The 26,988-nt window shown below is 68.6% G+C and carries 19 protein-coding genes and 1 pseudogene; 12 read left to right on the plus strand and 8 right to left on the minus strand.

What is annotated here, in order from left to right:
• Positions 1 to 5 precede the first annotated feature (5 nt).
• Entirely contained in the window at positions 6 to 878 is an 873-nt protein-coding gene (locus AB0C30_RS36640; RefSeq protein WP_357952747.1) for a carbohydrate ABC transporter permease, read from the plus strand.
• A 55-nt stretch (positions 879 to 933) separates the two neighbouring features.
• Here the strand turns inward: AB0C30_RS36640 and AB0C30_RS36645 are convergent, their stop codons facing one another.
• The 5 genes from AB0C30_RS36645 to AB0C30_RS36665 all read right to left on the minus strand — a co-directional run bounded on the left by AB0C30_RS36645 (position 934) and on the right by AB0C30_RS36665 (position 7,833).
• Positions 934 to 3,744 carry an AAA family ATPase gene (locus tag AB0C30_RS36645; protein ID WP_357952748.1) on the minus strand — a complete coding sequence of 937 codons (2,811 nt, stop codon included), beginning with the start codon at positions 3,742 to 3,744 and terminating at the stop codon, positions 934 to 936.
• A gap of 231 nt (positions 3,745 to 3,975) precedes the next feature.
• A complete protein-coding gene (locus AB0C30_RS36650; RefSeq protein WP_357952749.1) occupies positions 3,976 to 4,353 on the minus strand; it encodes a hypothetical protein in 378 nt (125 codons plus the stop codon).
• A 124-nt stretch (positions 4,354 to 4,477) separates the two neighbouring features.
• Entirely contained in the window at positions 4,478 to 4,882 is a 405-nt protein-coding gene (locus AB0C30_RS36655; RefSeq protein ID WP_357952750.1) for a hypothetical protein, read from the minus strand.
• 35 nt (positions 4,883 to 4,917) lie between these two features.
• A complete protein-coding gene (locus AB0C30_RS36660) occupies positions 4,918 to 6,954 on the minus strand; it encodes a sugar-binding domain-containing protein (protein ID WP_357952752.1) in 2,037 nt (678 codons plus the stop codon).
• A gap of 36 nt (positions 6,955 to 6,990) precedes the next feature.
• Positions 6,991 to 7,833 carry a carbohydrate ABC transporter permease gene (locus tag AB0C30_RS36665; protein ID WP_357952753.1) on the minus strand — a complete coding sequence of 281 codons (843 nt, stop codon included), beginning with the start codon at positions 7,831 to 7,833 and terminating at the stop codon, positions 6,991 to 6,993.
• Between the two features lie 132 nt (positions 7,834 to 7,965).
• Here AB0C30_RS36665 and AB0C30_RS36670 point away from each other — a divergent pair, with 132 nt between their 5' ends.
• Positions 7,966 to 9,195, plus strand: a complete 1,230-nt coding sequence (locus AB0C30_RS36670; protein ID WP_357952754.1) for a transposase — start codon at positions 7,966 to 7,968, stop codon at positions 9,193 to 9,195.
• Here AB0C30_RS36670 and AB0C30_RS36675 read toward each other — a convergent pair.
• The gene (locus tag AB0C30_RS36675; RefSeq protein ID WP_357952755.1) at positions 9,178 to 10,107 is read right to left on the minus strand and encodes a sugar ABC transporter permease; all 930 of its coding nucleotides are present in this window, start codon (positions 10,105 to 10,107) and stop codon (positions 9,178 to 9,180) included. The two genes, AB0C30_RS36670 and AB0C30_RS36675, sit on opposite strands and share 18 nt — an antisense overlap.
• Complete coding sequence (locus AB0C30_RS36680) at positions 10,107 to 11,468, minus strand: extracellular solute-binding protein (RefSeq protein ID WP_357952756.1); 1,362 nt, start codon at positions 11,466 to 11,468, stop codon at positions 10,107 to 10,109. Before AB0C30_RS36680 ends, AB0C30_RS36675 begins: the two co-directional genes overlap by 1 nt.
• Before the next feature lie 127 nt (positions 11,469 to 11,595).
• Between AB0C30_RS36680 and AB0C30_RS36685 the strand changes: the two genes are divergently transcribed.
• Entirely contained in the window at positions 11,596 to 12,606 is a 1,011-nt protein-coding gene (locus AB0C30_RS36685) for a LacI family DNA-binding transcriptional regulator (RefSeq protein ID WP_357952757.1), read from the plus strand.
• Between the two features lie 508 nt (positions 12,607 to 13,114).
• On the plus strand, positions 13,115 to 16,288 hold the full coding sequence (locus tag AB0C30_RS36690) for a S8 family serine peptidase (RefSeq protein WP_357952758.1): 3,174 nt from the start codon (positions 13,115 to 13,117) through the stop codon (positions 16,286 to 16,288).
• A gap of 1,037 nt (positions 16,289 to 17,325) precedes the next feature.
• Here the strand turns inward: AB0C30_RS36690 and AB0C30_RS36695 are convergent.
• A pseudogene (locus AB0C30_RS36695) lies at positions 17,326 to 17,919 on the minus strand (aminoglycoside phosphotransferase family protein); the annotation flags it as partial.
• 74 nt (positions 17,920 to 17,993) lie between these two features.
• Here AB0C30_RS36695 and AB0C30_RS36700 point away from each other — a divergent pair.
• The 8 genes from AB0C30_RS36700 to AB0C30_RS36735 all read left to right on the plus strand — a co-directional run bounded on the left by AB0C30_RS36700 (position 17,994) and on the right by AB0C30_RS36735 (position 26,980).
• On the plus strand, positions 17,994 to 18,890 hold the full coding sequence (locus tag AB0C30_RS36700; RefSeq protein ID WP_357952759.1) for a hypothetical protein: 897 nt from the start codon (positions 17,994 to 17,996) through the stop codon (positions 18,888 to 18,890).
• A gap of 230 nt (positions 18,891 to 19,120) precedes the next feature.
• Positions 19,121 to 19,933: an SAM-dependent methyltransferase gene (locus AB0C30_RS36705; RefSeq protein WP_357952760.1), complete on the plus strand. Its 813-nt coding sequence runs from the start codon at positions 19,121 to 19,123 to the stop codon at positions 19,931 to 19,933.
• Positions 19,934 to 20,370: 437 nt separating this feature from the next.
• The gene (locus AB0C30_RS36710; RefSeq protein WP_357952761.1) at positions 20,371 to 21,273 is read left to right on the plus strand and encodes a helix-turn-helix transcriptional regulator; all 903 of its coding nucleotides are present in this window, start codon (positions 20,371 to 20,373) and stop codon (positions 21,271 to 21,273) included.
• Positions 21,274 to 21,300: 27 nt separating this feature from the next.
• Positions 21,301 to 21,519 (plus strand): hypothetical protein, encoded by a 219-nt coding sequence (locus AB0C30_RS36715; protein WP_357952762.1) that lies wholly within the window; start codon positions 21,301 to 21,303, stop codon positions 21,517 to 21,519.
• Between the two features lie 194 nt (positions 21,520 to 21,713).
• Complete coding sequence (locus AB0C30_RS36720; protein WP_357952763.1) at positions 21,714 to 24,011, plus strand: TIM-barrel domain-containing protein; 2,298 nt, start codon at positions 21,714 to 21,716, stop codon at positions 24,009 to 24,011.
• Complete coding sequence (locus AB0C30_RS36725; protein ID WP_357952764.1) at positions 24,008 to 25,315, plus strand: extracellular solute-binding protein; 1,308 nt, start codon at positions 24,008 to 24,010, stop codon at positions 25,313 to 25,315. The genes AB0C30_RS36720 and AB0C30_RS36725 overlap by 4 nt, the downstream gene beginning before the upstream one ends.
• Positions 25,305 to 26,171, plus strand: a complete 867-nt coding sequence (locus AB0C30_RS36730; protein WP_357952765.1) for a sugar ABC transporter permease — start codon at positions 25,305 to 25,307, stop codon at positions 26,169 to 26,171. Before AB0C30_RS36725 ends, AB0C30_RS36730 begins: the two co-directional genes overlap by 11 nt.
• Positions 26,168 to 26,980 (plus strand): carbohydrate ABC transporter permease, encoded by an 813-nt coding sequence (locus AB0C30_RS36735; RefSeq protein WP_357952766.1) that lies wholly within the window; start codon positions 26,168 to 26,170, stop codon positions 26,978 to 26,980. Before AB0C30_RS36730 ends, AB0C30_RS36735 begins: the two co-directional genes overlap by 4 nt.
• The last annotated feature ends 8 nt before the right edge of the window (positions 26,981 to 26,988 follow it).

A 26,988-nucleotide genomic window follows, 5' to 3' on the forward strand; every position in this document is an offset into this window, starting at 1 on the left:
CGCCCATGACCATCCCCGCTTACGGCGTCCGCGGCCGCCGGGTCCGGCCGCCCCGCGCGAGCGGCCTCGCGGCGCGGCTGCGTCCCTTCGCCGTCGTCGCGCTCGTTGTCACCGTGATGGGCGTGCCGCTGTGGCTGATCGTCTCGACGGCGGCCAAGTCACAGTCCGAGGCGCTCTCGCCGGACCTGTCGCTCCCGTCGCGCTGGCTCCTGTGGGGCAACCTCGCGCAGGTGTGGACCCAGGGCGACATCCCGGCCGCGTTCCTCGGCAGCGTACTGATCGTGGTCCCGGCCGTCGCCCTGGTCCTGACGTTCGGCTCGATGGCGGCGTGGATCCTGGCCCGCCGGGCCACCCGGCTCAACGCCGTCCTGTACGCGCTGGCCATCAGTGGCATCGTGCTGCCGCCCGCCGTGGTGACGATCGTGCTGCTGCTGCGCCAGCTCGGCCTGGCCGGCACCCTCACCGGCATGATCGGCGTCTACGTCGGCATCTACCTGTCGACCGTCGTCTTCTTCGTCACCGGCTTCGTCCGTACGGTGCCGCTGTCGATCGAGGAGGCCGCGCGCATGGACGGCGCGGGCCCCGTGCGGGTCTTCGTCTCGGTCATCCTGCCGATGCTGCGCCCGGTGCTGGCCACCGCCACGATCCTCATCTGCCTGTACGTGTGGAACGACGTCTTCTACGCGTTCTTCGTCATCGGCGGACGGATGGACACGCTGCCCCTGAACCTGTTCCAGGTGGCCAACGCCGGGCTCTACCTCAACAACTGGCACCTGATCTTCGCCTACATCATCCTGATGAGCCTGCCGCTGCTGGTCGTCTTCGCCGTGGCGCAGCGCAAAATCATCTCCGGGATCACCGGGGGCGCGGTGAAGTGACGCCTATCAGGGGCAGGCCAGGACGGCACCCCAACCCGGCGTACGGCAGGCGCGCTCAATCGAGAAGTCGTCCGCCTTCTCCGAGATCGAGCGTGGCCAGCTCGGCCCGGGACGCCACTCCGAGCTTCGGGTACGCCTTGTACAGGTGATAGCCGATGGTCCGCGGACTGAGGAAGAGTTGTGCGGCGATGTCCCTGTTACTCATGCCCCTGGCCGCCATTCGGATGATCTGCAGTTCCTGGGGCGTGAGCCGGTCCAGCGCTCCGGGGGGAACATGTCCCCCCATGATCTGGCGTTCCCCTGCGGCGCGCAGCTCCGCGCGAGCGCGGTCGGCCCACGGACGCGAGCCGAGCCGTTCGAAGATCTCCATGGCGGACCGCAACTGATGGCAGGCGTCCGCGCGCCGCCGCAGCCGCCGCAGCCACTCGCCGTAGAGCAGTTCCGTACGGGCCCGCTCGAACAAACGGCCGCCCCGCAGGTGCAGCCGAAGCGCCTGTTCGTAGTGCCGCTCGGCCTCCTCGTCCGGGGCCAGCAGTGCCCGGCAGCGCAGTGCCACCGCGCCGGCCCAGGGCACGGGGGTCTGCGCGGCCCACATCTGCACCCGTTCAGAGGCCACCTTCGCGAAGTCGTTCCGACCGGCCCGCACCGCCGCCTCGACCAGGTCCGGCATACGGTGCATGACCATCACGGTACGGGCGGCGGGCCCGAAGGCGCCGAACTCCTCGGCCCTGTGCAGAGCCGCCTCCGGCCGCCCCAAGGCGAGATCGAGCAGGTTGAGTGAGACGCATCGCATGCCTCCCGTGGCGGCGTCGCGAACGCCGGCGATCTCTTCCGCCAGCGCCCGGCAGCGTTCTTCGTCGCCTTCGATCGCGGCCAGGTAGGTCATGACTCCGGTCAGCAGAGCCGCGTAGTGCCCCTGGTCGGTGTCACGCGCGATGCGCAGTCCTTCCTTGGCGCTGGCCAGGGCGTCACGGTGCAGCCCGAGGAACATCTGGGAGCGGGCCACGAGGACGAGCGCCAGCGGCAGGAGTCCGATCGCGCCCTGGGCGCGACATTCCCGCTCGATGCTCGCGGCCCTTTCGTAGGCGACCAGGTCGTCGCCGATCACCAGGTCCCAGATGGCGAGCTGGGCGCGTTCCTGGAGTTCCACCGGCTCGGAGCTGTCGCGTAAGCCTTCGATCAGGTCACGCAGCCACGCCAGGCCCGTCGGTGGGTCCTCGGCGGCCAGGCCGCCCATTCCCGCGAGCACTCGCGTCAACGGCCGCAGCCGGCCCGCGGTGGGGAGGCGCAATTGGGATACGCGTGCCGCCGTCTGAGTGAGAGCGGTGTAGTCGCTGCCGATCCAGGCGGGGGTGAGTGCTTCGAAGTACAGCGTGATGGCCACGTCCTCGGCCTGCTCGATGACGGTCTCAGCCGCCTGGGCGAGCAGCGTGTGGGCGGTCTGCGCGTGACCGTGCGCCATCGCGACCATCGCGCGAGTCCGGGCGAGAAACGCCAGCATCATCGGGTCGGTCACATCTGATGCCGCCCGGTCGGCGAGGTCGGCCGCACGTGCGTACAGCCCGGCCTCCGCGGCCGCCGCCGCGGCCGCGGAGAGACGACGGCCTCGGTCGCGCGGGTCGGGGCTCAGCTGGGCCGCGCGACTGAAGGCCGCCGCCACCGCCGCGTGCCCTCCTCTGGTACGGGCATGCTCCGCGCTGCGTTCCAGCGCCGCGGCGGTCTCCTCGTCGGGCCCTGTCGCCGCCTCGGACAGGTGCCAGGCCCAGCGATCCACGTCGCCGGTACGTCCGGCCAAGGTCTGCGCCAGGGCGCGGTGGACCGCCAGCCGCGGTACCAAGGAAGCGACGTGGTAGGCGGCGGCACGTACGAGCGGATGCCGGAAGCGGATGCGGCCGTCACCGACGTGGATCAGGCCCGCGGCCTCGGCGGCGTCGACGTCTGCCAGGCCGGCGCCGAGTTTGCCTACCGCTCCCAGCACGACGTCGAGGTCGCCGGTGTCGTCCGCGGCGGCCACCAGCAGCGCGGTCTGAACGCCCTCCGGCAGCCGCGTGATGCGGTCACGGAAGGCCTGATGAACGCGGCCGGGCGCGGGACCGGATCCGATGCCGATGGCCCGGATGGGTGACTCGCCGGCGCGTTGCGCCTGGGTGAGGAGCGTCGGGAGCTCCAGCAGGGCCAGAGGGTTGCCCTGCGCCTCTTCGAGCAGGTGCGCACATGCCTGCGGGGCCAGGTCGCCGGCGTGCTTGGTCAGCAGTTCGGCGGCGCACCCCGCGTCGAGCCCCGACAGGTGCAAGTCCGGCACGCCGACGGCGGGAAACACCTGCTCGTCCTCGCGGGCGGCGAAGATGATCACGACGCCTTCCGCCTCCAGGCGACGGGCGGCGAACAGCAACGCCTCCGCCGACGCGTGATCGAGCCACTGCGCGTCATCCACCAGGCACAGCAGCGGACGCCGCTCCGCGAGATCGGCCAGCAGGGTGAGCACCGCCAGCCCGGCCAGAAACCGATCCCCGCCCGATGCGCGCCCCATACCGAGCGCGCCCCGCAGCGCCCCCGCCTGCCCGTCGGGCAGCCGGCCGATGCCGTCGAGCGCGCCACGCAGGAGGAGGTGCAAGCCGGCGAAGGGCAGTTCCATCTCCGGCTCGAAACCCGCTCCGCGCAGCACGCGGATCTCGTCATCGGCCGCCTCGGCGGCGTAGTCGAGCAGCGCCGACTTGCCGATCCCGGCCTCGCCACGCACCACCAGCACCCCGCTCCTGCCGGAGCGGGCGTCCACGAGCAGCCGATCGATGGCCACCTGCTCCTCCACCCGCCCTATGAGCATGACCGATCCCATCCGCTCGACGCTGTCATGGCGAGTTCCCACGCTATAGATCCAAGTCTGGTCGCGAATCCGTCAGTGGCCTTCAGCAGCGCATCATCGAGGTACCGGGTGCGCACCGCCACCCGCCCGGCCGGCATTCAACCGCCTTCTATAAGCCGATACCGGCCGGGCCGCACCACTCGGTCAGGCACGGACCAGGTCGCCGTTGCCGGGCTTGTCACTCGCCCAGGCGAGGTAGCCGTTGGGCCGGACGAGCATCTCAAGCGAACCGGGTCAGCACTCCGACGGGGAGGTTATTGACCGGAGCACCGCTCCAGTGGTGTAGACCTTCTTCTTTCCCTTGGTCTTCGGATTGACGGTGAAGCACACATCGGTGGCCTGCTTGAAGTCGAGCTTGAGGTTGCGCTTCTGCTTGCAGTGATTATTGAAGTAGACGGTGACGGAGACGTTTCCCGGATCCCAGGAGATGTTGAGCTTCTCGCCCTTGGGCGAGGCGCACTTGAACGACTTGCGTTTCACCCCCGCGCTCTCGGCCTTGCCTTGGGCGGCCATGGTGACGTTCGACGGATGAGCGATGGCCGTCGCCGCATCGGCTGTCATGATGACAAGAGCGGCCGCCGCCGGAACCAGGATGAACTTTGCCACAGACACGCTTTCTCCCTAGCTTGCCGTTTTTCGCTGGTCACGAATCACGCTAATGACGGCAGCTGCGGGGTGAAATAAGCAATTTGACTGGTCGGCTTATGCCAGTCATACCGGCATTCCCGATCGAGGCCTACCGGAGCAGTTCCATGACCTGGCCCGTCGCGTCCATACCGCCCTCCAGGAGGGTGATGTGGCCGAACCCGAGCTGCTCGTGGTTCTTGCGCAGCTTGTCGGCGATCTGCAGGGTCGTGCCGTGGCGCTGGTGCGACGGTCCGGATCGTGCTGATGTGCGCGGATCCTCGCTCCACGAAGGCATGACGATGACCTCCCTTGCCGCAGCGGGGGAGGTCATCGGCGTGAGCAGCCTGGTCGTCATGGTGATGAGCGCGCCGCGTACGACGAGCGCCGACATCCGGACAAGCCCGGACGTGACGGTCCAGAGCGTGTGCACGCGCCGCAGGTTGGTGACCACGCGGGAGATGCGCTCGTACGCTTCGCTCGCCCGGTCGCGGGTCTCCTGCGCGGAGGCCCACACGCCGCGATGATCAACGCGGCGGCCATGCGGGACGTTCAGGGGCGGGCCTGGGGGTCGTCGCCGATGACCGGCGCGGTGCGGGTGTCCACGTCCACGGCGGAGCGGGCCAGAACGGTGCCGTCGGACACCAGGGCGATGTGCAGGCGGCCGCTGGTCCAGCCGTCGGGCAGCTCGGCGTGGACCTCGGTGGCTGCGCCGAGCAGGAACGGTTTGGCCTCGGCGCGCTCCCCGGCCGTCCCCGGTCGCGTGGGCGCGGGGCCGAAGACGGCCGACCAGGCGGTGTGCAGGTGACCGCTGACGGAGTCCGTGCCGTGATGGGAGATCCGGACCGGGACCGCGACCCGCCCGGTCTCGCTGAGCAGGTCGCGGCCGGGGGCGACGGGAACCACGTCCAGGACGAGCGTCGTCATGGCGTTGACGTGCGCAGGGTCCACTCCGGCCAGGTCCTTGGCGCGGCGCTCGAAGTCCAGCAGCCCGGCCGACTCGTGCTCGATGTCGTACAGCTCGGTGTAGACGTAGCCGGCCAGCCGGTCGTGGCGCCGCATCTCCTGGGTCTGCCAGCGCAACTGCCAGCCCCGCTGCACGCTGGTGAAGCCGGTGCCGTACTCGCTGTTCAGGTTGGGCAGGCCGCGCAGCGGCTGCGTCGGCGTCCCGGCCAGCTTCTTGCGGACCACGTAGTCGGGGCCGAGCGGCACGGGGAAGTCGTCCTGGTCGCCGTTCAGCAGCGCGGCGATCGTCCTGCCCCAGGAGGCGGCCGATTCGTCGTAGTAGTGCCAGTCGAGCAGGTCCGTCTTCACGTGCGCCCAGCCGGAGTTGTCGACCGCGGGCCGGGTCGGGTCGAGGGCCTTGAGCAGGTCGTACGCGCGGGCCGCGGCCTCCTGCTTGGCCGGGTCGCCGGGAATGTCCCAGTCCAGGCCCCACTCCTCGTTGTACAGGCCCCAGATGACGATCGCGGGGGAGTTGCCGTCGCGCTCGGCCATCGGGGCGATCTGCGCCTCGAAGGCGGCGACCGACTCCGCCGAGAACCGGCCGGTGGCGGCGGGTTCCGCCCAGATCAGCATGCCGAGCGTGTCGGCATGGCGAACGAAGCGCGGATCCTCCAGCTTGAGATGCTTGCGCACCAGGTTGTAGCCCGCGGCGGCGGCCAGCTCGAGGTCGCGGCGCAGCGCGGCGTCGTCGGGCGCGGTGATGCCGGTACGCGGCCAGTAGCCCTGGTCGAGGACGCCGCGTACGAACAGGCGGTGGCCGTTGAGGTACAGGTCCTCGCCGGACACCTCGATCCGGCGCAGCCCGGTGTAGCCGGTGACCCGGTCGGTGCCGTCGGCCGAGACCAGTTCGGCGTCCACGTGGTACAGATGCGGGTCCTCGGGCGACCACAGGCGCGGCTCGGCGATCGGCAGCACACCCCGCGCGACACCATCGGAGATCGCCACGTCCACCGTCGTTCCGTGGTCGCGCACGGTCAGCCGGAGTGTCGCCGGAGCCGGGCCCTCGACGCGGGCCTCGACCTCGATGCCGTCCAGCCCCTCGGTCGGCCGCAGCTTCAGCGCGGCCACGTGGGTGGCGGGCCGCGCTTCCAGCCAGACGCTCTGCCAGATGCCCGACGAAGGGGTGAAGCACACGCCGTCGAAGTCGTCGCGCGGGATGCTGCGCTGCTTGCCGTGCGCGATCTCCCGCTTGTCGGCGGGGGAGAAGACCCGTACCAGGATCTCCTGCTCGCCCTCGCGCAGCGCGTCGGTGATGTCCGCCTCGAACGGCGTGTAGCCGCCCACGTGGCGGGCCACCTCGGTGTCGTTGACCCAGACGGTGGCCTCGTGGTGCACGGCCCCGAAGTGCAGGACGATCCGCTGCCCCGCCCAGCCGGCGGGGACGGTGATCCGGCGGCGGTACCAGGCGACCGGCAGCCAGTGGGCCTCGATGCCGGAGGCCGGGGTCTCCCAGGCGAACGGCACGGTGATGGTCCGGTCCCAGCCTTGGTCGGCGTCGGCCCGGAAGTCCCAGTCGCCGTTCAGGCTCGACCAGGAGTGCGACCGGTCGAAGTGGGGGCGCGGGTATTCCGCACGCGGCGTCATTGGAAGGGTGCTCCGATCATGAGAAGGTGTGCCCGGTCAGCCCTTGACGCTGCCGGCGAGGATGCCGCTGATGAAGTGGCGCTGCAGCAGGATGAAGATCACCAGCAGTGGCAGCATGGCGATGCTGCCGGCGGCGAGCAGCTCACCCCAGACGGTGGCGAAGTCGGCGCCGACGCGGTTGCCGGTGACGTTCTGCGCCAGGGTCGACAGCACCACCTGGACCGTCTGGTGCGCGGTGTCGTTGACGGCGACGACCGGCCAGACGAAGTCGTTGTAGATGTTCATGGTGGTCAGCACGGCCAGCGCGGCCAGGCCGGGCCGGATCACCGGGATGACGACCCGGGCGAAGACCCCGAACTCGCTCGCGCCGTCCACCCGCCCGGCGTCGAGTAGTTCGTCCGGGATGGCGGCGATGACCTGGCGCATCCAGAAGATGCTGAAGGCGTCGACGCTGCCCGGCAGGATCAGCGCCTGGTAGGTGTTGACCCAGCCCAGCGAGCTCATCTCCAGCAGCAGCGGGATGATCAGCACCAGGGTCGGCAGCATCAGCGTGAGCATCACCACCCCGAACAGCGCGTTCTTGCCGGGGAAGGTGTACTTGGCGAAGGCGTAGCCGGCCAGCGGGCAGAACACCATCGTCATCGCGCCCTTGACCGCCAGGACCAGCGCGGTGTTCACGAAGCCGGTGCCGATCGGCACGTCGGCGAACATCGCCCGATAGTTGTCCAGCGTCGGGCCGCCCACCGACAGCGGGCTGGTGATGATCTCGGCGGCGGGTTTGAGCGAGGAGCTGAGCGCCCACCAGATCGGGTACAGGAACGCGACGGCGAGCAGCGCGAGCACCACGTACTGCACCGGACCGGGCCTGGCCTGCTTCATCTGAATGGTGGCGCGGGGACCCGGTTCCTCGGGGCCGAAGCGCCACTCCTCCTTTCGAAAATAGAATGGAAAGACTCGGTAACGCTCGGCAACATGTGCGGTGGGTGAGGCAGCTGTGACAGGAGGTGTGCGATGGCGATCCGCCGCTCCGTCGCCAAGCGGCACGGCCTGCCCTCGGTCGTGCAGCTGCGGCTCACTCCCGCTTCGGCCCAGGCCGAGGCGCTGGCGGCGGCGGTGCTGTTGTGCAATCAGGCGGCCACCGTCGTCTCCCGGTTGGCTTGGCAGCACCGTGTCTTCGCGGTGGTGGAGTTGCATCGGCTGGCCTATTACGAGGTGCGCGGGCAGGTGGCCGGGCTGGGCGCGCAAGCGGCCGTGCGGGCGATCGCCCGGGTCGCCGGCGCCTACGCCAACCGGCGTGCCAGCAAGAAGCGCGCTCACATCTTCCGCCCGCATGGCGCCGTCCCCTACGACGCCCGGCTGATGAGCTTCAACCGAGACGCCCGCACCGTGTCGCTGTGGACCCCTACCGGCCGCGTCACCATCCCCTACACCGGCCGACCAGAAGACCTCAAAGCCGTGGACACGCTGCCGGTGGGGGAGGCCGACCTGATCTGCCGCCGTGGCGTCTGGCTGCTGCAGGTCACCCTCACCCTGCCCCAACCGGCGATACGCGAGCCCGTCCATGGCTTCATCGGGGTGGATCAAGGGGTGGCGAACCTGGCGGTCACCTCCGATGGCGCGGTGCTGCCCGGCCCCGCCCTGTCGGGGCCGGTCGGTGGCAACGGCCATGTCCGCACCCTGCGGGAACGGCGGCACCGGCAACGCCGGCGGCTGCAGAAGAAGGGCACGGCTGCGGCGCGGCGGGTGCTGCGCCGTCTGTCCGGTCGTGAGCACCGGATGATGACCGACCTCAACCACCAAATCTCGACGTTTGTGGTGCGTGAAGCCGAACGCACCGGCCGTGGTGTCGCCCTGGAAGACCTCCAGGGCATCCGCGGCCGGGTAAGGGCTCATCGGTTCCAGCGGCGCACCCTGCACAGCTGGGCCTTCGCCCAGCAGATCACCTTCACCCGCTACAAGGCCGCCCGCGCCGGAGTCGCGTTTTTGCTGGTCGACCCCGCGCATACCTCGCAGGCGTGTCCGGAGTGCGGGTGCGTGGCCAGGGCGAACCGGCCGGCGCGGGGCCGGTTCGTCTGCAAAAGGTGTGGCCTCGCTGGGCACGCCGACCACATCGCGGCCCGCAACATCGCCGCACGCGGCGCTGCGGGCTGGGCTGCTGTCAACCAGCCACACGCTACCGGCCTCCTTTCAGCCAGATGGGACCGTGAGAGCAAACCACCGGGTTCAGCCGGTGGTAGTTGACGACACCTCGTCTTTCGGGCGCAGCAGCCGGACCGCGCCCAGCGAGAGGCCGAACACCAGCAGCACCAGCAAGAAGGAGTTGGCGGCACCGGTGCCCAGGTCGGATGCCGAGATGTGGTCATAGAGGTAGAGGCCGGCCGTGGTGGTGGAGCCGTAGGGGCCGCCCTCGGTGACCACGTACGGCTCGGCGAACATCTGGAAGACCGCCAGCGTCTGCACGACCACCAGGAAGGCGATGCTGCGCCGGACGAGCGGCACGGTCAGCGACCAGAACTGCCGCCATCGCGAGGCGCCGTCGATCGAGGCGGCCTCGTACACGGCACCCGGTACGGCCTGCAGCCCGGCGAGCAGGATGATGATCGCGAAGCCGGTGGTCTTCCACAGGAACAGCAGCGCGAGCGTCGGCTTGGCCCACGCGGTGGAGGTCAGCCAGCTGACGGCGGGCAGGCCCACCAGCCCGAGCACGTGGTTGACCAGCCCGTAGTCCTCGTCGAACACCACGATCCACACCTGCGCCATGGCCACCAGCGGTGTCACGAAGGGCGCGATGAAGGCGACCCTGAACAGCCCGCGCAGCCGCAGCCGCGCGTTGGCCAGCAGTACCGCCGCGCCCAGTCCGGCGATGACCTGGACCGGCACGATCAGCAGCCACATCACCGCGCTGTTGCCGAGCGAGGCCCAGAAGTCGGGGTTGGTCAGCAGGTAGACGTAGTTGCCCACGCCGACCCAGGTGGCCTCGCCCGCGCCGCGCCAGCGGGTGAAGCTGAGGCGCAGCGCGTAGACCAGCGGGTAGACGCCGAAGGCCGCGAAGACCGCGAAGAACGGCGCGATGAACAGGTACGGCGAGAGCCGGGGCAGGCGCCGCGAGCCGGTGGCGGCCCGCCCTGCCGTCGTGGCGGTGAGACTCGACATCAGGCCCGGTCGATCAGGTTGCGCTGGATCTTCTTGGCCGACTCGGCGATCACGTCGTCGGGGGACATCTTCCCCTCGATCAGGCGCTGGGTGTTGTCACCGAGATAGTCCACGGACTGGGCCCACCACACGGGGATCGGCGCGGCGGCCGGGATGGTGGCGGCGGCCTCGACGGCGACCTTCCACAGGTCCTGGCCGCCGAGCGCGTCGATCGGCTTGAACAGCGGCTTGTCCGGCTTCAGCGCCGGGGTGAAGGAGGGTACGGAGGTGGACAGCCCACCGGGGTAGATGCTGTTGGGGCCGTAGACGGCGGTGCAGCCGGGCTCGGTGAAGCACAGGAACTCATACAGGAGCCAGGCCAGCTCCGGGTTCTTCGCCTTGGCGGGGATGATGAAGCTGCTGCCGCCCATGGCGCCGCTGCGGGCGCCGCCGGGCGTCCACGCGGGCAGGGGCGCGGCCCGCCACTTGCCCTTGGTGGCCTTGAGCAGCTGCTGCGGCGCGAACGACCACCAGATCGCCCACGGGACGAACACCTGCTGCCCGCTGTCGAGGGTGTTGATGTCGGCCGCTTCCAGGTAGGGCGCGTGGGTGACCAGGTCGCCCTTGACCGCGTCCTGGATCCAGGTCAGGGTCCGCCGGTACTCGGCCGACTCCAGCCGGAGCCTGCCCTGCGCGTCGGCGAGGCTCGTGCCCTGCTGGTTGGCCAGCATCTCCAGCCAGAGCTGGCCGAGGAAGGGGTTCTTGTCCAGGTGGATGGGCTTGGTCTTCGGGTCCTTCTCCTTGATCGTCCGGGCCGCGGTCAGCAGGTCGTCGTAGGTGCCGATCCCGGCCGGGTCGACGCCGGCGTCCTGCAGGATGTCCTCGCGGTACCAGAGCAGGCCGGGGTCCAGATCCCACGGCACGCCGAAGATCTTGCCGCCGACGGTGTTGACGGACAGCTTGTACGGGGCGACCTTGTCGCGGTAGGGGGCGATCAGGTCGGTCAGGTCGTACAGGTGCTCGGACTGGCCGCCGATCTTGGCGTCGTCCCAGAAGCTGCCGTCCGGCACGTCGGTGCCGCTGATCAGGGTGTTGGCCAGCTTGGCGTCGATGTCGACGGCCAGGTGGTTCACCTTGACCCCGGGATGGGCCTCCCGGAACTTGCCGATCGCCGCGTCGAACACCTTGAACAGGTCACCGGACCGGTTCCAGATCGTGATCTCGCCCTTGGCGGACGTGGACGCCGAGACGGTGGGCTTGGCCAGCTTGCTCGGCGCCGCGCTGGTGCCGCCGCCGGGAGCGCAGGCGCCGGCCGCGGCCAGCGCGCCGATTCCGAGCGCTCCCTTGAGGAAGCCGCGGCGGGCCATGGCGGGTGTGGACATCTCTACTCCTCGGACGGGGTACGGCGCGGCTTGCGGAGAAACGCTCTGCAACGATGCAGACATCATGCATACTCCTCTGCAACGATGCAAGAGTGAGTTATGATCGCAGCAACCGCAGAGGAGGAACATGGCCCGTCCAACGTTGCGTGACGTCGCCAAGCGGGCGAACGTCTCGATCCGCACGGTGTCCAACGTGGTCAACGGCTACGCGCCGGTCTCCGACGAGCTGCGGGCCCGGGTGCAGGTCGTGCTGGACGAGGTGGGTTACCGGCCCAACCTGATCGCCCGCAACCTCAAGCAGGGCCGTACCGGGATGATCGGCCTGGTCGTCCCCGAGCTGGACGTCCCCTACTTCGCCGAGCTGGTGCGCGAGGTGATCACCGCGGCCAGGGCGCACGGCTACGTGGTGATGGTCGACCAGACCGACGGCGACGCCGAGCGGGAGCGTGAGCTGCTGGCCCGTGACTCAAGGGCCAGCATGTTCGACGGCCTGCTGCTGAGCCCGCTGGCCATCTCCGCCGAGGAGCTGCGCGGCCGGGGCAACCGGGTCCCGATCGTGCTGCTCGGCGAGCACATCTTCAACGGCAGCTTCCACCACGTCGCCATCGACAACGTCGCCGCCGCCCGTACGGCCACCGGGCACCTGCTGGAGCATGGCCGCCGCCGCGTCGCCGCCATCGGCGACCAGCCGTACGCGACCGGCGAGACCGCGCAGCTGCGCACCTCCGGCTACCGGCAGGCGCACGCCCGGATGGGGCTGGACGTCGACGAGCGGCTCATCGTCCCCACCCCGCGCTTCCACCGGCGTCTGGGCCTGGAGGCGATGGAGCGTCTGCTCGCGCTGCCCGACCCGCCCGACGCCGTGTTCTGCTACAACGACCTGCTCGCCCTCGGCGCGATGCGTGCCCTGAACAGGGCCGGGCGCCGCATTCCGGAGGACGTCGCGGTGGTCGGCATCGACGACATCGAAGAGGGCGAGTACAGCACGCCCAGCCTCACCACGGTCGCCCCGGACAAGGCGGAGATCGCCCGGCTGGCGGTGGGCGTCCTCATCGACTCGATCAACGGCTCGGCGCCCACGCCGTCGGAGATCGTCGTCCCCCACCGCCTCATCGTCCGGGAGAGCACCGCTCTCTGACCCGGCGTAGTCTTTCCCAGCGGAGTCGGAACGCCACAGCGACCCATCCGCGGCGTAAAGCGCGGGGGGCAGCACCGCGACCTGAGCCTCGGCATGGGTGCGGGAGATGAAAATCCAGGTCACAAGCCCTCTGGCGGGGCAGTCTGGGGGCGCGCGCGTTGTTCTACCGTGGAGAGCGGGGGCAGCACCCGTCCCCGCTGACACCAGAATCCCACGGAGAACATTATGTCTATTCTGTGCTTCTTCGGCATGATCCGCCCGCCGGTTCCTGCGCCTCCGGATCTGTCCAGCGGTAGCAATGGAGCGGCGCTTGCGCGCCGTCGCCGCCGCCATCGCCACTGAGCTCAACGCTCAGACATAGAAAGACGCTCGGCAGGGAAGGCCCCTTGCCGGGCGTCTCGCTGTGCTTCCCCCCAGACGGCACGGAATTTCGTGATCGGGAAGACGAATACGCCTTTCGGTGAATAGTAGAGGAGAAGATCATCAACCTACGTCTATGAGGTAGACCGTGAATTTAGGCAAGTCGCTCATCGCCGCTCTCGCGGCGGGAGCAATCGGCGTCACGCCGGCGTGGGCCCGGCAGGCCCCGCCTCAGCAGGAGAACGGGGTGACCCTGATCACCGGTGACCGGGTCGTGGTCACCGGGCCGGGGCACCGTGTGGAGCCCGGTCCCGGCAGGCGGACGGACTTCACGAGCCAGGTGCTCGGAGGCCACCTGTACGTGATACCCGCCGACGCCACGCCGCTGATCGCCCAGGGCGTGCTGGACCGGCGGCTGTTCGACGTCACCCAGCTCCTGGCCTGGAAGTACGGCGACGCCGACACCCCCGACATCCCCGTGATCTCTCAAGGGACCGCCGGGCAGGCCGTCGCACCGCAGGGCGCCCAGCGGGTCCGGCAGTTATCCAGCCTCGGGATGAGCGCGGCGCGCGTGCCGAAGGCGAACGTCGCCCAGACCTGGAAGGATCTGACAGGCGGTGGCGCCCGCGCCCTGACGGCGGGTCGTACCAAGCTGTGGCTGGACGGCCGCAGGTCGTTCTCGCTGGACGAGAGCGTCAAGCAGATCGGCGCCCCGCAGGCGTGGCAGCAGGGCATGACGGGCAAGGGCGTCACCGTCGCGGTCCTCGACTCCGGCTACGACCCCGACCATCCGGACCTGAAGGACGCGGTACAGCAGGAGCGCAACTTCAGCGACGAACCCGACATCCGCGACTCCCTCGGCCACGGCACTCATGTCGCCTCGATCGTGGCGGGAAGGGATCAGAAGTATCGGGGCGTGGCGCCGGAGGCGACGCTGGCCATCGGGAAGGTGGGCGGTCCCGCGGGCCCGACCGATTCGGCCATCCTCGCTGGCATGGAGTGGGCGGCCGTCGAGATCAAGGCCAAAGTCGTCAACATGAGCTTCGGCGACGTGGACGCTCTCGATCTGGACCCACTGGAGCAGGCGGTCAACACGCTTTCTGAGCGGACCGGCACGCTGTTCGTCGCGGCGGCGGGAAATGACGGCGCCAGGGGCAGGGTGATCAGCCCCGGTAGCGCTGAAGCGGCGCTGACCGTGGGCGCGGTGGACAAAAAGAGTCGCCTGGCCGAATTCTCCAGCCCGGGGCCGCGAGTGAGCGACCACGCGATCAAACCCGACGTGACCGCGCCGGGCGTGAACATCGTCGCCGCGGCCGCGGCGGGCACCGCCGACGGCCTCCACCGGCCGCTCAGCGGCACCTCGATGGCCACCCCGCACGTGGCGGGAGCGGCGGCCATCCTGGCTCAGCGCCACCCGGAGTGGACGGGCGCGCAGCTCAAGGCCGCGCTGATCGGCAGCGCCGCGCCCGCTCAAGGCGCGACGCTCTATCAGCAGGGAGCCGGGCTGATCGACCTGGAACGCGCGCTGAAGCAGCAGGTCACGGTCGCGCAGGGCAACGTCTGGGCGGCCTTCCCCTGGAACGCCGCCGGCGAGCGAGTGACGACCAAAACGATCACGTACGCCAACGCGAGTGACGCTCCGGTCGCCCTCGACCTGTCGGCTCAGGGCGAGGTGCTGAAGCTGCCGGCCGACCAGGTCACGGTCCCGGCCAAGGGCGAGGCCTCGGTCACGCTCACCATCGACGCCGGTGGCAAGGCGCCGGGCGACTACCCGGGAACGGTCACCGCCAGGTCGGGCGAGACGGTGATCCGCACGCTGGCCGGCGCCTACGTCGAGCCCGAGTCCTACGACGTCACGCTCACCGTCGTCGGCAAGCAGGGCCAGCCCATCAACCCCATGCAGAGCCAGATCTATGACGCGAAGACCGGAGCCCTCCACCAGCCGGCCTTCCGTGACGGTGTGGCCAAGGTACGACTGCCCGAGGGCGACTGGAGCGTCTACACCGAGATCACGGAGAAGATCGACGGGAAGTGGGTCATGACGATCGCCGACCCCGCGCTGAAGATCGACGGCGGCGACCAGAAGCTGACGGTGGACGCGCGCCAGGGCAAGGCGGCCAAGATCACGCTTGACGATCCGAGCGCCGAACGTCAGCGCGGTTACGCCCTCGGGGTGACCCACGGCGCATGGAACTCCTGGTGGTCGACAAATGGCGACGTCAACGACAACCTCTTCGTCGTTCCCAGCCGCCAGGCAGGTCTGACCTACGGTGTGGAGACCATGTGGCTCAGCAAGGACGCGTCTCCCAGCCCGTACGTCTACCAGATCGTCGACCACCGCACCGACGGCCTCCCCGAGGATCCTGTCCACAACTTCCGGCAGAAGGATCTGGCGAAGGTCACCGCGACCTACCGGGCCGCGGGAGTGGCGGCCACGGGCATGCCGATGTCCGGACTGCTCATGGCTGATTTCCCCGGCTCGGCCCTGAGGCCGCTGGTCGACGATATCGCCTTGCCCGGCACGCTCATCCACTACCGCACGCCCGGGCTGACCTACGAGAGCGGGCTTGAGGTCGGCACCTCGCTGGTGTTCGACGGCGGCAAGCTCATGAAGCGCGGTCAGACCAGCGAGGTCTGGAACAGCGCGGTCACCGGGCCGGCGTTCCTGCTGCCGGGCGGCAGCCGTACCGGCGACAAGCTGACCTTCTCCGGAGTGGGGCTGTTCTCCGACGGGGGCGCGGGCAGGACGGGGTCGGACACCGCCGCCACCGGCGTCGCCACCCTCGCCAAGGACGGGCAGGTGCTGGCCAAGGCCGACCTCGCCGGCTGCTGGGTCTACGAGCAGGAAAAGTGCCAGTTGCGCGCCGACCTTCCCTCGGGGCGCGGCTCCTACACGCTGACCGCGTCGATGCGCAGGCAGGTCCCGCACTCGGCGCTGTCCACCGGCGTGGAGTCCGTGTGGACGTTCCCGTCCGCGACCACGGCCACGGAGCAGCCGCTGCCTCTGACCGCGGTCCGGTACAACCCCGAGGGCCTGGACGCATCGAACCGCGCCAAGCCAGGCAGCGTGACCCGCCTGCCCATTCGGATCGAGCGCAACGCCGGGTCCGCGCCGGTGAAGGCGAAGTCGGTCGGGCTGGAGATGTCCGTCGACGACGGCGCGAACTGGCGCAAGATCCCGGTCGTCCGCACCGGCTCGGGCTGGTCCGCCATGGTGCCGAACCCGGGTACGGCCGGCTTCGTCTCACTCCGCGCGGTGGTGACCGACACGGCGGGCATCGGACTGACCCAGACGATCACCCGCGCCTACGCCATCGGCTGACCGGTCGGCCACACCCACCGTCCTGGCCGGGTCCGGCCGGGGCGGTTGTGTGAGAATCTCGCCGCTCGGAGGGCTCGGTAGCCGGACTTGTTTTTGAAGCGTGCTTTGCGGCGATACGCGGGTCGGCGCTGACGATGGCCGGGTGATGTTGCTGGGTCTGGAGCGCTTTCCGTCCTTGGGGTGGTGGCGATCATGCGTTCCAGGCTCGTACTGTGGCCAGGTCCTCTGTGCAAGGGGGATGTGGGTTGGTGATACTGCTGATGGGCTTTTCTGGTTGTGTGCTTCGGAACCTGTAGTGCTCATGCGACGCGCCGGGTGTTCCGAGGGAGATATGGCCCTGTATGTTGCTTGATAGGTGAATCGTTCGTGAGTGGTTTCTGGTCTTGAGAGGCGTATTGCCCGATCAGAGGCCGTAGCGGTCGCCCTTCGGGGCGGCCGAGCATCGCAACCAAGTGGACAACGCGGTAAACGCGCCACCGACGAGCGGCGGTCGCCCTTTGGGGTGGCCGAGCATCGCAACCACCCGAGAATGTACGCGACCGGCGGAATCAGTAAGTGTCGGTCGCCCTTCGGGGCGGCCGAGCATCGCAACTGCCAGGTGCCCAGCACCTCGGCGTCATCACCCTCGGAGTGGCGGTCACCCTTCCGGGTGGCCGAGCATCGCAACTTGATGTTGAGGGCGCACACGCGTAGCTCGCCCGGTGGCGGTCGTCCTTCGGGGCGGCCGAGCATCGCAACCGGACGGCAACGACGGGTTCGGCGTGGTCACCGGGTGGCGGTCGTCCTTCGGGGCGGCCGAGCATCGCAACAACTGGGACGACATCAAGCGTCGCGGCCAGAAGGGGTGGCGGTCGCCCTTCGGGGCGGCCGAGCATCGTAACTGGAGAAGCCCCGGTGTCCCGTATCCAATCAGGCACGTGGCGGGCCTCCGTGCTGATGGCTGCCTCGCGCACGATCTGATGATCGAAGTCCTATCACAGGCGTGAAAGAGATACCTGGCCATTCGGGCCCGCGCCGATCGTGGAAACCATGCAACGCTACGGTACGGCTGTCCAGGACCAAAGCCTTGGTCCATGCTCGCCACGCAGACACGCCAACCTCAGCATTACTTCGTCGTGCCGAGCGGGATTCTCGGCGGCGACCTGGGCCGCCATACAGGTCATACGGAACTCGCGGACGTCCCGCAGCGTCTCGAACCCGGCCCACGAGGTGACGTCGTGCTCGTATACCCGGACGAAGGTGCCATAGTCCTCGGCGGTGATGCCGGCCAAGGTGAAAGCCTTGACAGCCGTGGAGGTCAGGTCCCATTCGGGCGGGCCGACCGAGCAGCGTTCCAGGTCGAGCAGCACAACGCCGCCGTCGTCCGTGCTCACCACGTTGCCGATCCATGCGTCCCCATGCACGACGGTCTCCGGCAGGCCCTCGGGTAGCGCTGCGTAGCGCGCCCTCAAATCGGCCAGGCGGGCGCGCATCCAGGCCAGGTCCGACTCGTCAAGGGTGGCCGCACGATCGATCCGCTCTGCGAGTCGTACGAACGGATCCAATCGGCCGATGTCGAACTCGGTCGGTGGCGGGAGGCCGTGAAGGCGGCGCAGCGTCGTCGCGACCATCAGCGCCGTGCCGTGTCGGTGGGGTGGTAGCTCTCGCCACCAGGTGACCGCGCGGCCGTCTCTCCGACGGGGCTATCTCGCGGGGGTGGCAGGACGTGAGCAGCAAGTTATGGACGGTGGCGGCCCTGGTGGCGGTCATGGTGACCGTCTCGTCTTGCGACGCAGACACCCCGCCGAAGGACACGCCCCAGCCCTCCGCCGCGAGCTGCGCGACCTCGCTCCCGCCGAATCCGCCCCCTTCTCCCACCCAGTCGACTGCCTGGGCGGCCGGGCTCTGCCTTGATGTCCAGATGCCCAAGCCGGACAGCCAGGTTCCCGCGCTGGCCGATTGCGCACTCGCGACGGCCGGGGCCCAGATCACCAAGCTCGTCTACCAGGGCAACGGGCCGGTGGAGTGCCCGAAGGACACCGACGGGATGCTGGACACCCCGACCGGTCTGGAGCCGCCGCGTACGGTCTGCCTGCGCAACCGCCGCGCCCCGCACCCGGGGGACGTCGGCAAGGGTGGCGGGATCCTACGCGTCGGCGACTGCACGCTCATCGAGGACGAGCCCGTCGTATCCGTCGAGGAGCGGGCCTGTTACGACGGCCACGGCCCCGGCAGGATCAGGAAGTTCACCAGGACGAAGAAGGCGTGTACGCGCAAGATCTGGTCCTACGCCTACAAGTGGCAGGGCTCCTACTTATGCGTCGGGCCGGGTGAGGACGCCAAGGAGGTCGGTCCCCAGTACGCGCTCGCGAGCTGCCTGACCGCTCCCAAGACGAAGCGCCGCAAGACGGTCTTCGGCACGGAGAACTCCATCGTCGGGGGACTGAAGAAGGTGTCCTGCAAGGCCAAGAAGGCGTGGGGGAAGGTGGTCGGGCACGTCAGCATCGAGTTCGAGTGTCGGCGGCCCGCCGATTACTCGGTGACGAGCTCGACGTCCACTTTGTACGGGCTCGCCTCCGGCCCCGACCCCTGCCCGGCGATCACCTGCATCCGGAGACTCTGACCCGCGCGTACGGAGCGTGACCTGTTGAGCGCCAGGAGAATGTCGGTCCTGATGGCCGGGTCCACCACGACATAAAACGCGGGGCCGTATTCCTCTGGCTCCGAGACGCGCAGGTCGTGGAGCGCCATGGTCAAAAGCGCGGGACACGCTGCCACAGTCACGTTCAGGAGCGCCTTGGGCGACTACGTTAAGGCCTGACAAATACGGACAAGACGACGCAGGAGATTTCCATGACCGACACCTCGGGCCAGGAGCTCTTAGCCAAGATCGACACCACGAGACCGCATTCGGCGCGGGTGTGGAACTATCTCCTCGGGGGCAAAGATTTCTACCCCGTCGACCGCGAGGCCGCCGACCAGTACAAGAAGACCTTCCCCGGGATCGTCGACATCGCCCGCACTGACCGAGCCTTCCTCGGCCGGGCCGTACGGTTCCTCACCGGCGAAGGCGTCCGCCAGTTCCTGGACATCGGAACCGGCCTGCCAACGATGGACAACACCCACGAGGTCGCCCAGCGGGTCGCCCCAGAGTGCCGCATCGTCTACGTCGACAACGATCCGCTGGTCCTGCTGCACGCCGAGGCGTTGCTGAAAAGCTCCGAAGAGGGGGTCTGCGACTACATCGACGCCGACCTGCGCGACCCGGACAAAATCTTGGAACGGGCCGCGCAGACGCTGAACTTCGACGAGCCAGTCGCGATCATGCTGCTGGGCATCTTGCATCTCGTCCCGGACTTCGCCCAGGTGCACCAGAGCGTGATGCGGCTGCTGGACGCCGTGCCCCCGGGCAGCTACCTGGCGATCACCCACGCCACCCTCGATTTCGACGGCGAGACGACCGCCCAGGCCGAGGCCCAGCAGGAATGGAACAAGAAGGCCGACTCGATGACCCCCCGTACCCGCGCCGACATCAGCCGCTTCTTCGACGGCCTGCAAATGGTAGAACCCGGCCTGGTCTCGATGTCACGGTGGCGGGTCGAGGCCACCCCCTGGGGTGAACCCGCCGAACTGGCTGGCTACTGCGGAGTCGGCCGAAAGCCCTGAAACCGCAGATGCCGCCCTGGAGATCTGCATCGATCTTGGGAGTCCAGCGAGGATGCGCCGCGGACAGGGTAAATCAGTATCACTGAGGTCAGGTTCTTTGGTGTAGCGCGTGAAGGGTATCGCGTCGAAAGTATTGCCGTATCGGCTTAGTCACCATGCGTGATTTTCTTGGTGAACTGGAGCCTGGGGGCAGAACGGTCAGAAGTCGTGCCGTCATATGCGGCGGGAATTCCCGATACCGGGAATTTCCGCTGGTCAGAAGCTTTCGAGACGAGTTGACTCGCTCGCACATGGGAAGTTTCCATAGCCCAGTGCCAGGCGCGGCGCTCGAAGGGAAGAGGCGGCGGGAGATCAAGTGGAATATGGTGTTTGAGCCAGCTGCCGTGGCAGGATGATCGACGGTCAGACCGGGGAAATTCACCGATTTGGGAGCATGCATGCCGACTGTTCGCGGTACAGGCGACTTGCCGCGAATCTCCGACGGGGATTTGCGTCAGTCTGGGCCGACAGCGTTACGGATGTTAGTCGGCGCGTACCTGCGACAGTTGCGCGAGTCACGGGAGATCACTCGCGAAGCCGCCGGATATGTCATCCGGAGTTCACATTCCAAGATCAGCCGCTTGGAGTGCGGGCGGACCAGTTTCAAGTTGCGTGATGTGGCTGACCTGCTCACCCTGTACGGCGTGGACGAGGCCGAACGCCAGACCGTACTCATCATGGCCAAGCAGGCCAACGCGCCCGGCTGGTGGCAGGACTACCGAGATGTACTCCCCGACTGGTTCGAGGCTTACCTTGGGCTGGAGCAGGACGCGGCCATCATCCGCACCTACGGGGTCCAGTTCGTCCCCGGCCTGCTGCAGACCGAGGATTACGCCCGCGCGGTCATCGCAGACGGCTACGAGAACGCCTCTGCCGAGCAGATCGAGCGCCGGGTCGCGGTACGGATGCGCCGCCAGCAGATCCTGATGTCACCCACGTCGCGCAAGCTTTGGGTGGTGATGGACGAGGCGGCGCTGCGCCGTCAGGTCGGCGGCAGCACGACGATGCGCGCCCAGCTCGAACATCTCCTGGAGATGGCCGTGTTGCGTCACGTCACCCTTCAGGTTCTTCCCTTCAGCTCTGGCAGCCGCGTCGGAGGTGTCGGCCCCATCACCCTCCTTCGGTTCGCCCAGGCAGAACTGGATGATGTTGTCTATCTTGAGCAACTCGCTAGCGCGCAATATCTGAGCAAGGAATCCGACGTTCGCCCGTACCGGCATCTGCTGAACCAGCTCGGTGTCCACGCGCAGTCCGCGGCCGAGTCCCGGACGACTCTCCGCCAGATCATCAGCACGTTGTAGCTCGCTGCTCCGGGCAGCGGTGACTCGATGGGCCGAGGAGACCGCTGCCAGTTCGAGCGCGGGGATAAGGCGCTGGAGATCGAGCCCATGCAGGCGTCGGGCGGCTCGCGTCCGGGCGGAGATCCCCGCGCGGCCAAGCGCCGGGTGGGCCATCGGGTCGATCGTCCGGTCTCGGTGCAGGAGAAGATCGAGGCCCGGTTGCTGCAGGCCGGTGTCTGCTCGGTCGGCCATCCCAGAGCGGCCTGACGCGTTTCGGCGTCGCCGCTGTTGGCTTGCCAAGAGCTTGTCGCGAGCCACTGCCAAGAACACCTGCCGCTCCGCGCAGGGTCCTCTCTTCTTTTGTTTGGCTGGCATCTAAACTAATCGGCGACCGTTGACGTTTGTTCGTTGGAACGGAAAACTAACGCGCGAGCCCGTGCCGGTCAGCCGAAGGAGCCTTCATGCCCTACCGCCCGCCCCTGGTCGCGCACGAGTACTTTGTCGCCGACCCGCCGGAGCTGCCGGTCCGCACACGGGGTGAACAGGGCCTGTCCGCGTTGACCGCCGCCGAGCCGGTGGCCGTGGACGACTCCGGAGTGACCCTGAAGGGCATCACCTCGGCGGAGGAGAGCCTGGTCGTACAGGTGCGGGTGGCGGGCGAAGGGGTGATCCGGGTCCGGCTCGGCCAGGACGTGGACGCCCGCGCCCGCTCGGCCCGGGCGACCTCCCTGGTGACACCGGGCACGTACGCGGGAGCCCGGGTGGAGACCCGGCCCGGCGGGCTGACCATCGACGCGGGCTCGTTGCGCGCGGAGATCACCCTGGACCCGTGGCGGCTGCGGTTCACCGACGCGGCGGGCGCCATGCTGGTGGAGCAGGACCGGGGGCACACCGACATCAGCGGGCGGCTGCGTACGCTGCCGTTCGGGCGCTCCCACGCCGACGGCGTCACGGTGGCCTACCACGAGAGCTTCGCCGCGCCCGCCGACGAGGCGTTCACCGGGTTCGGGGAGTCGTTCACCCCGCTCGACAAGCGCGGCCAGCGGCCCGTCATGTGGAACTTCGACGCCTTCGGCGCCGAGTCGCAGCGCGCCTACAAGAACGTGCCGTTCTACCAGTCGAGCAGGGGATACGGCATCGTCGTCGACAGCGGGGCGCCGACGGAGTTCGACGTCTGCCAGTCCACGCACAGCGTCGTGCAGATCGTCGTCCCCGACGACCTGATCGACTACTACGTGGTCGCCGGGCCGACGCCACCGGAGATCCTCGACCGCTACGACCGGCTGACCTGCCGTCCGGCGCTGCCGCCGAAGTGGGCGTTCGGCACCTGGATCTCCTCGGGCTTCTTCGTGGACAGCCAGGAGCGGGTCATGACGCGGGCCCGGACGATCCGCGAGCGCGGCATCCCGTGCGACGTACTGCACCTGGACACCTACTGGCAGACCGACGGCCACTGGTCGGACCTGCGCTGGGACGAGGCCCGCTTCCCCGACCCGGCCGGGATGCTCGCCGAGCTCGACGAGATGGGCTTCAAGGTCTGCCTCTGGATGAACCCCTACATCTCCCACCTGAGCCCAGCTTTCCCCCAAGCCGCCGAAGCCGGATATTTCCTGAAAAATCAGGATGGGGAGGCGTACGTCGCCGACTGCTGGCACGGGTCCTACCCGGCCTGCGGCATCGTCGACTTCACCAACCCGGCCGCCGTCTCATGGTTCAAAAACCTGCTCCGCCCCCTGCTCCAGCAGGGCGCGCAGGCGTTCAAGACCGACTTCGCCGAAGGCGTGCCGCACGACGCGACGGCCTTCAACGGCATGACCGGCACCGACCTGCACAACGTCTACACGCTGCTGTTCAACGACGCCGTCGCCGAGGTGACCCGCGAGGTCAACGGGCACGGCCTGGTCTGGGCCCGCTCGTCGTTCCTGGGCGGCCAGCGGCACTCGGCCCAGTGGAGCGGCGACACCTTCACCAGCTACCCGGCGATGGGCAGCACGCTGCGCGGCGGCCTGGCCCACGGCCTGTCGGGCGTGCCGTTCTGGAGCCACGACGCGGGCGGCTTCACCGGCCGCCCGGCCGACGACCTCTACGTCCGCTGGACCCAGTTCGGCGCGCTGTCCCCGCTGCTGCGGCTGCACGGCACCACCAGCCGCGAGCCGTGGGAGTTCCCCGAGGTGGAGGCCGAGGCGGTGGCCGCGCTGCGGCTGAGGTACCGGCTCATGCCCTACCTCTACTCGGCGGCCGTGGACGCCGCGCGGACCGGCGCGCCGATGATGCGCGCGCTGTGCGTCGACCATCCGGGCGACCCCGTCGCCTGGCGGGCCGACCTGGAGTATCTGCTCGGCCGCGACCTGCTGGTCGCGCCCATGATCACGCCCGATGGCACCCGGCAGGTGTACCTGCCCGAGGGCCGGTGGGTCGACTACTGGACGGGGGAGTTGCTGGAGGGCGGGCGCTACCGCGCCGTCTCGGCGCCGCTGGAGCAGATCCCGCTGTTCGTCCGGTACGGCGCGCTCATCCCGGTCACCACGCCCGGGGACACCGTGGACGTCCCCTCGGAGATCACCCTTGTCGCCTTCGGGGGCGGCGACAGCCGTAGCACGGTCCACGATCTCGACGGCGAGACCGTCGTCGAGGCCACCCGCGACGGCGACACCCTGCACGTCACCGTCACCGGTCCGAAGCGGGTCGCCGGGGTCGAGTTCGCCCCGGTGGCGGGCGCCCCGGTCCGGGCGGTCATCACCTCCCAGGAGACACCATGATCAAGCTGAGAAGTGCCGCGGCGGCGCTCGCCGTCGCGGCATTGACCCTGACCGCCTGCGGCTCCGGCTCGGACGGGCAGCAGCCCGCCGCGAGCGGCCAGCCGCGCGTGCTCAAACTGTGGCACTACGAGAGCGCCGAAGGCGCGATGGGCAAGGCCTGGGCGGCGGCGATCAAGAAGTTCGAGTCGACCCACCCGGGCGTGACGGTGAAGTTCGAGGAGAAGGGCTTCGAGCAGATCCAGAAGACGGCCAGCATGGTGCTCAACTCCGACGAGGCGCCCGACGTCATGGAGTACAACAAGGGCAACGCCACCGCCGGGCTGCTGTCCAAGCAGGGCCTGCTGACGGACCTGTCGGAGCAGGCGACCAAGCGCGGCTGGGACAAACTGCTGTCGGCCAGCCTGCAGACCACCGCCAAGTATGACGACCGGGGCATCATGGGCTCGGGCAAGTGGTTCGGCGTGCCGAACTACGGCGAGTACGTGATGGTCTACTACAACAAGAAGCTGTTCGAGAAGAACGGCGTCACGGTGCCGACCACGTTCGAGGAGTTCACCGCGGCGCTGGACAAGTTCGCCAAGGCCGGCGTCACGCCCATCTCCACCGCCGGGGCCGAATACCCCGCCCAGCAGATCTTCTACCTGCTCGCGCTGAGCAAGGCCAACCGGGCGTGGGTCGACTCCTACGAGCTCTACAAGGGCAAGGTCGACTTCCACGGCCCCGAGCTCACCTACGCCGCCGACACGATGGCCGACTGGGTGAAGAAGGGCTACATCGCCAAGGACTCGGCCGGGATCAAGGCCGAGGACATGGCCACCGCGTTCATCGGCGGCAAGTTCCCGATCATGGTGTCCGGCAGCTGGTGGTACGGCCGGTTCCAGACGGAGATCAAGAAGTTCGAGTGGGGCTCGTTCCTGTGGCCCGGCAACCAGCTCGCCCCCGGCTCCAGCGGCAACATCTGGGTCGTCCCCGAGAAGTCCAAGAACAAGGACCTGGCCTACGACTTCATCGACATCACGATGAGCAAGGAGATCCAGAACCTGCTCGGCAACTCCGGCGGCGTCCCCGTCGCGGCCGACCCGGCCGCCATCACCGACCCCAAGAGCAAGGAGCTCATCGACAACTTCAACAAGCTCACCTCGCAGGACCAGCTGGCCTTCTACCCCGACTGGCCGGCTCCCGGCTACTACGACGTCCTCGTGGCCGGCGTCCAGAACCTCATCAACGGCAGCAAGCCCCCGGCGAAGGTGCTCGACGAGATCGCCCAGCCGTACAACGAGAACCTCGCCGACCTTGGCAACTAGAGGAGAACGCGGGTACTGGCCGTACCTGATCCCCAGCGCGGTGCTGTTCACCGCGGTCATCGTCGTGCCGTTCGTGATGAATGTCGCGACGAGCTTCACCCGCTGGTCGGGGGTGGGCACACCCACCTGGATCGGTACGCAGAACTACGTCCGGCTGTTCGCGGACGAGCGCTTCTGGACGTCCTTCCGCAACAACGTCGGGTTGATCGTCGCGATGGCGATCATCCCGACGGTGATCGGGCTGGTGCTGGCCGCCGCGCTGTTCGACTACATCGGCAAGAGGTTCGGCCCCCGCACGGCCTCGGCCCTGCGGGCGGCCTACTACCTGCCGCAGGTGCTGCCCGTCGCGGTGGCCGGGGTGGTGTGGGGCTGGATGCTGCACCCGACCTACGGCGCGGTCAACCAGATCTTCGGGCTGAAGGTCAACTGGCTCGGCGATCCCGACTACGCGCTGGCCACCGTGATGGCGGTGATGGTGTGGTTCCAGCTCGGCTACCCGGTCGTCATCTTCATGGCCGGGCTGCAGCGGGCCGACCCGGCCCTGCACGAGGCGGCGGAGATCGACGGGGCCTCGTGGTGGCGCAGGTTCTGGCACATCACGATCCCGCAGATCCGTCCCGAGATCTTCGTCGTGCTGCTGACGTGCACGATCGCCGCGCTCAAGGTGTTCGGGCCGATCTTCGTGCTCACCAGGGGAGGGCCGGGCAACGCCACGATGGTGCCCTCGTACTTCTCCTACCTCAACTTCTTCCAGAAGGCCAACATCGGCTACGGCTCGGCCATCGCCACCGTGCTGGCGCTGATCATCGTCGTGGTGACCTCGGCCTTCCTGTTCCTCCAGGAGCGGAAGCCGTGAGACGCTACCCGATCCTGGCCGCGCTGACGGTGCTCGCCGCCGTCATGCTGTTCCCGTTCGTCATCGTCACCTTCAACGCCTTCAAGACGCCCGCCGAGTATTCGGCGGGCAGCCCGCTGAGCCCGCCGCAGGGCCTGAACCTGGACGGGATCATCGCGTTCTGGACCCGGGTCGACTTCGGCGAGAAGCTCCTCAACAGCCTGGTGATCAGCGGCTCCGTCGCCGTGCTCGCCGTGCTGCTGTCGGTGCTCAACGCCTACGCCCTCGGCATCGGCCGGGTACGCGGTCGGCTGTGGATCCTCGTGCTGTTCCTGGTGGCCAACACGCTGCCGCAGGAGGCGCTGGCCTACCCGCTCTACTACCTGGCCAAGGCGGCCGGCCTGTACGACTCCAAGCTGTCGGTGATCATCGTGTTCACCGTCATCCAGGCCGCCTTCGGCACCTACCTGCTCAGCGCCGTGCTCGGCCAGTTCCCGAAGGAGATCCTCGAGGCGGCGCGGATGGACGGCGCGGGGCGCTTCCTGGCGCTGTGGCGGATCGTCGTCCCGATCAGCAGGCCCACGCTGTCGGTCCTGGTGATCTTCTTCTTCATCTGGACCTGGAACGAGTTCTTCCTTCCGCTCATCTTCCTGGTCTCCAACGACACCCAGACGGTGCCGGTCGCGCTCGGCGTGCTGCAGGGCGAGAAGTACATGGACGCCACCATGTCCAGTGCCTCGGCGCTGCTCGGCATCGTCCCGGCCGTCGCGTTCTTCCTCATCTTCCAGCGGACGCTGACCAGGGGCATCACGGTCGGCGCCATCAAGTAGGAGCTTCG

The sequence above is a fragment of the Nonomuraea sp. NPDC048901 genome (genome assembly GCF_040649695.1).
Taxonomy (GTDB): Bacteria; Actinomycetota; Actinomycetes; order Streptosporangiales; family Streptosporangiaceae; genus Nonomuraea.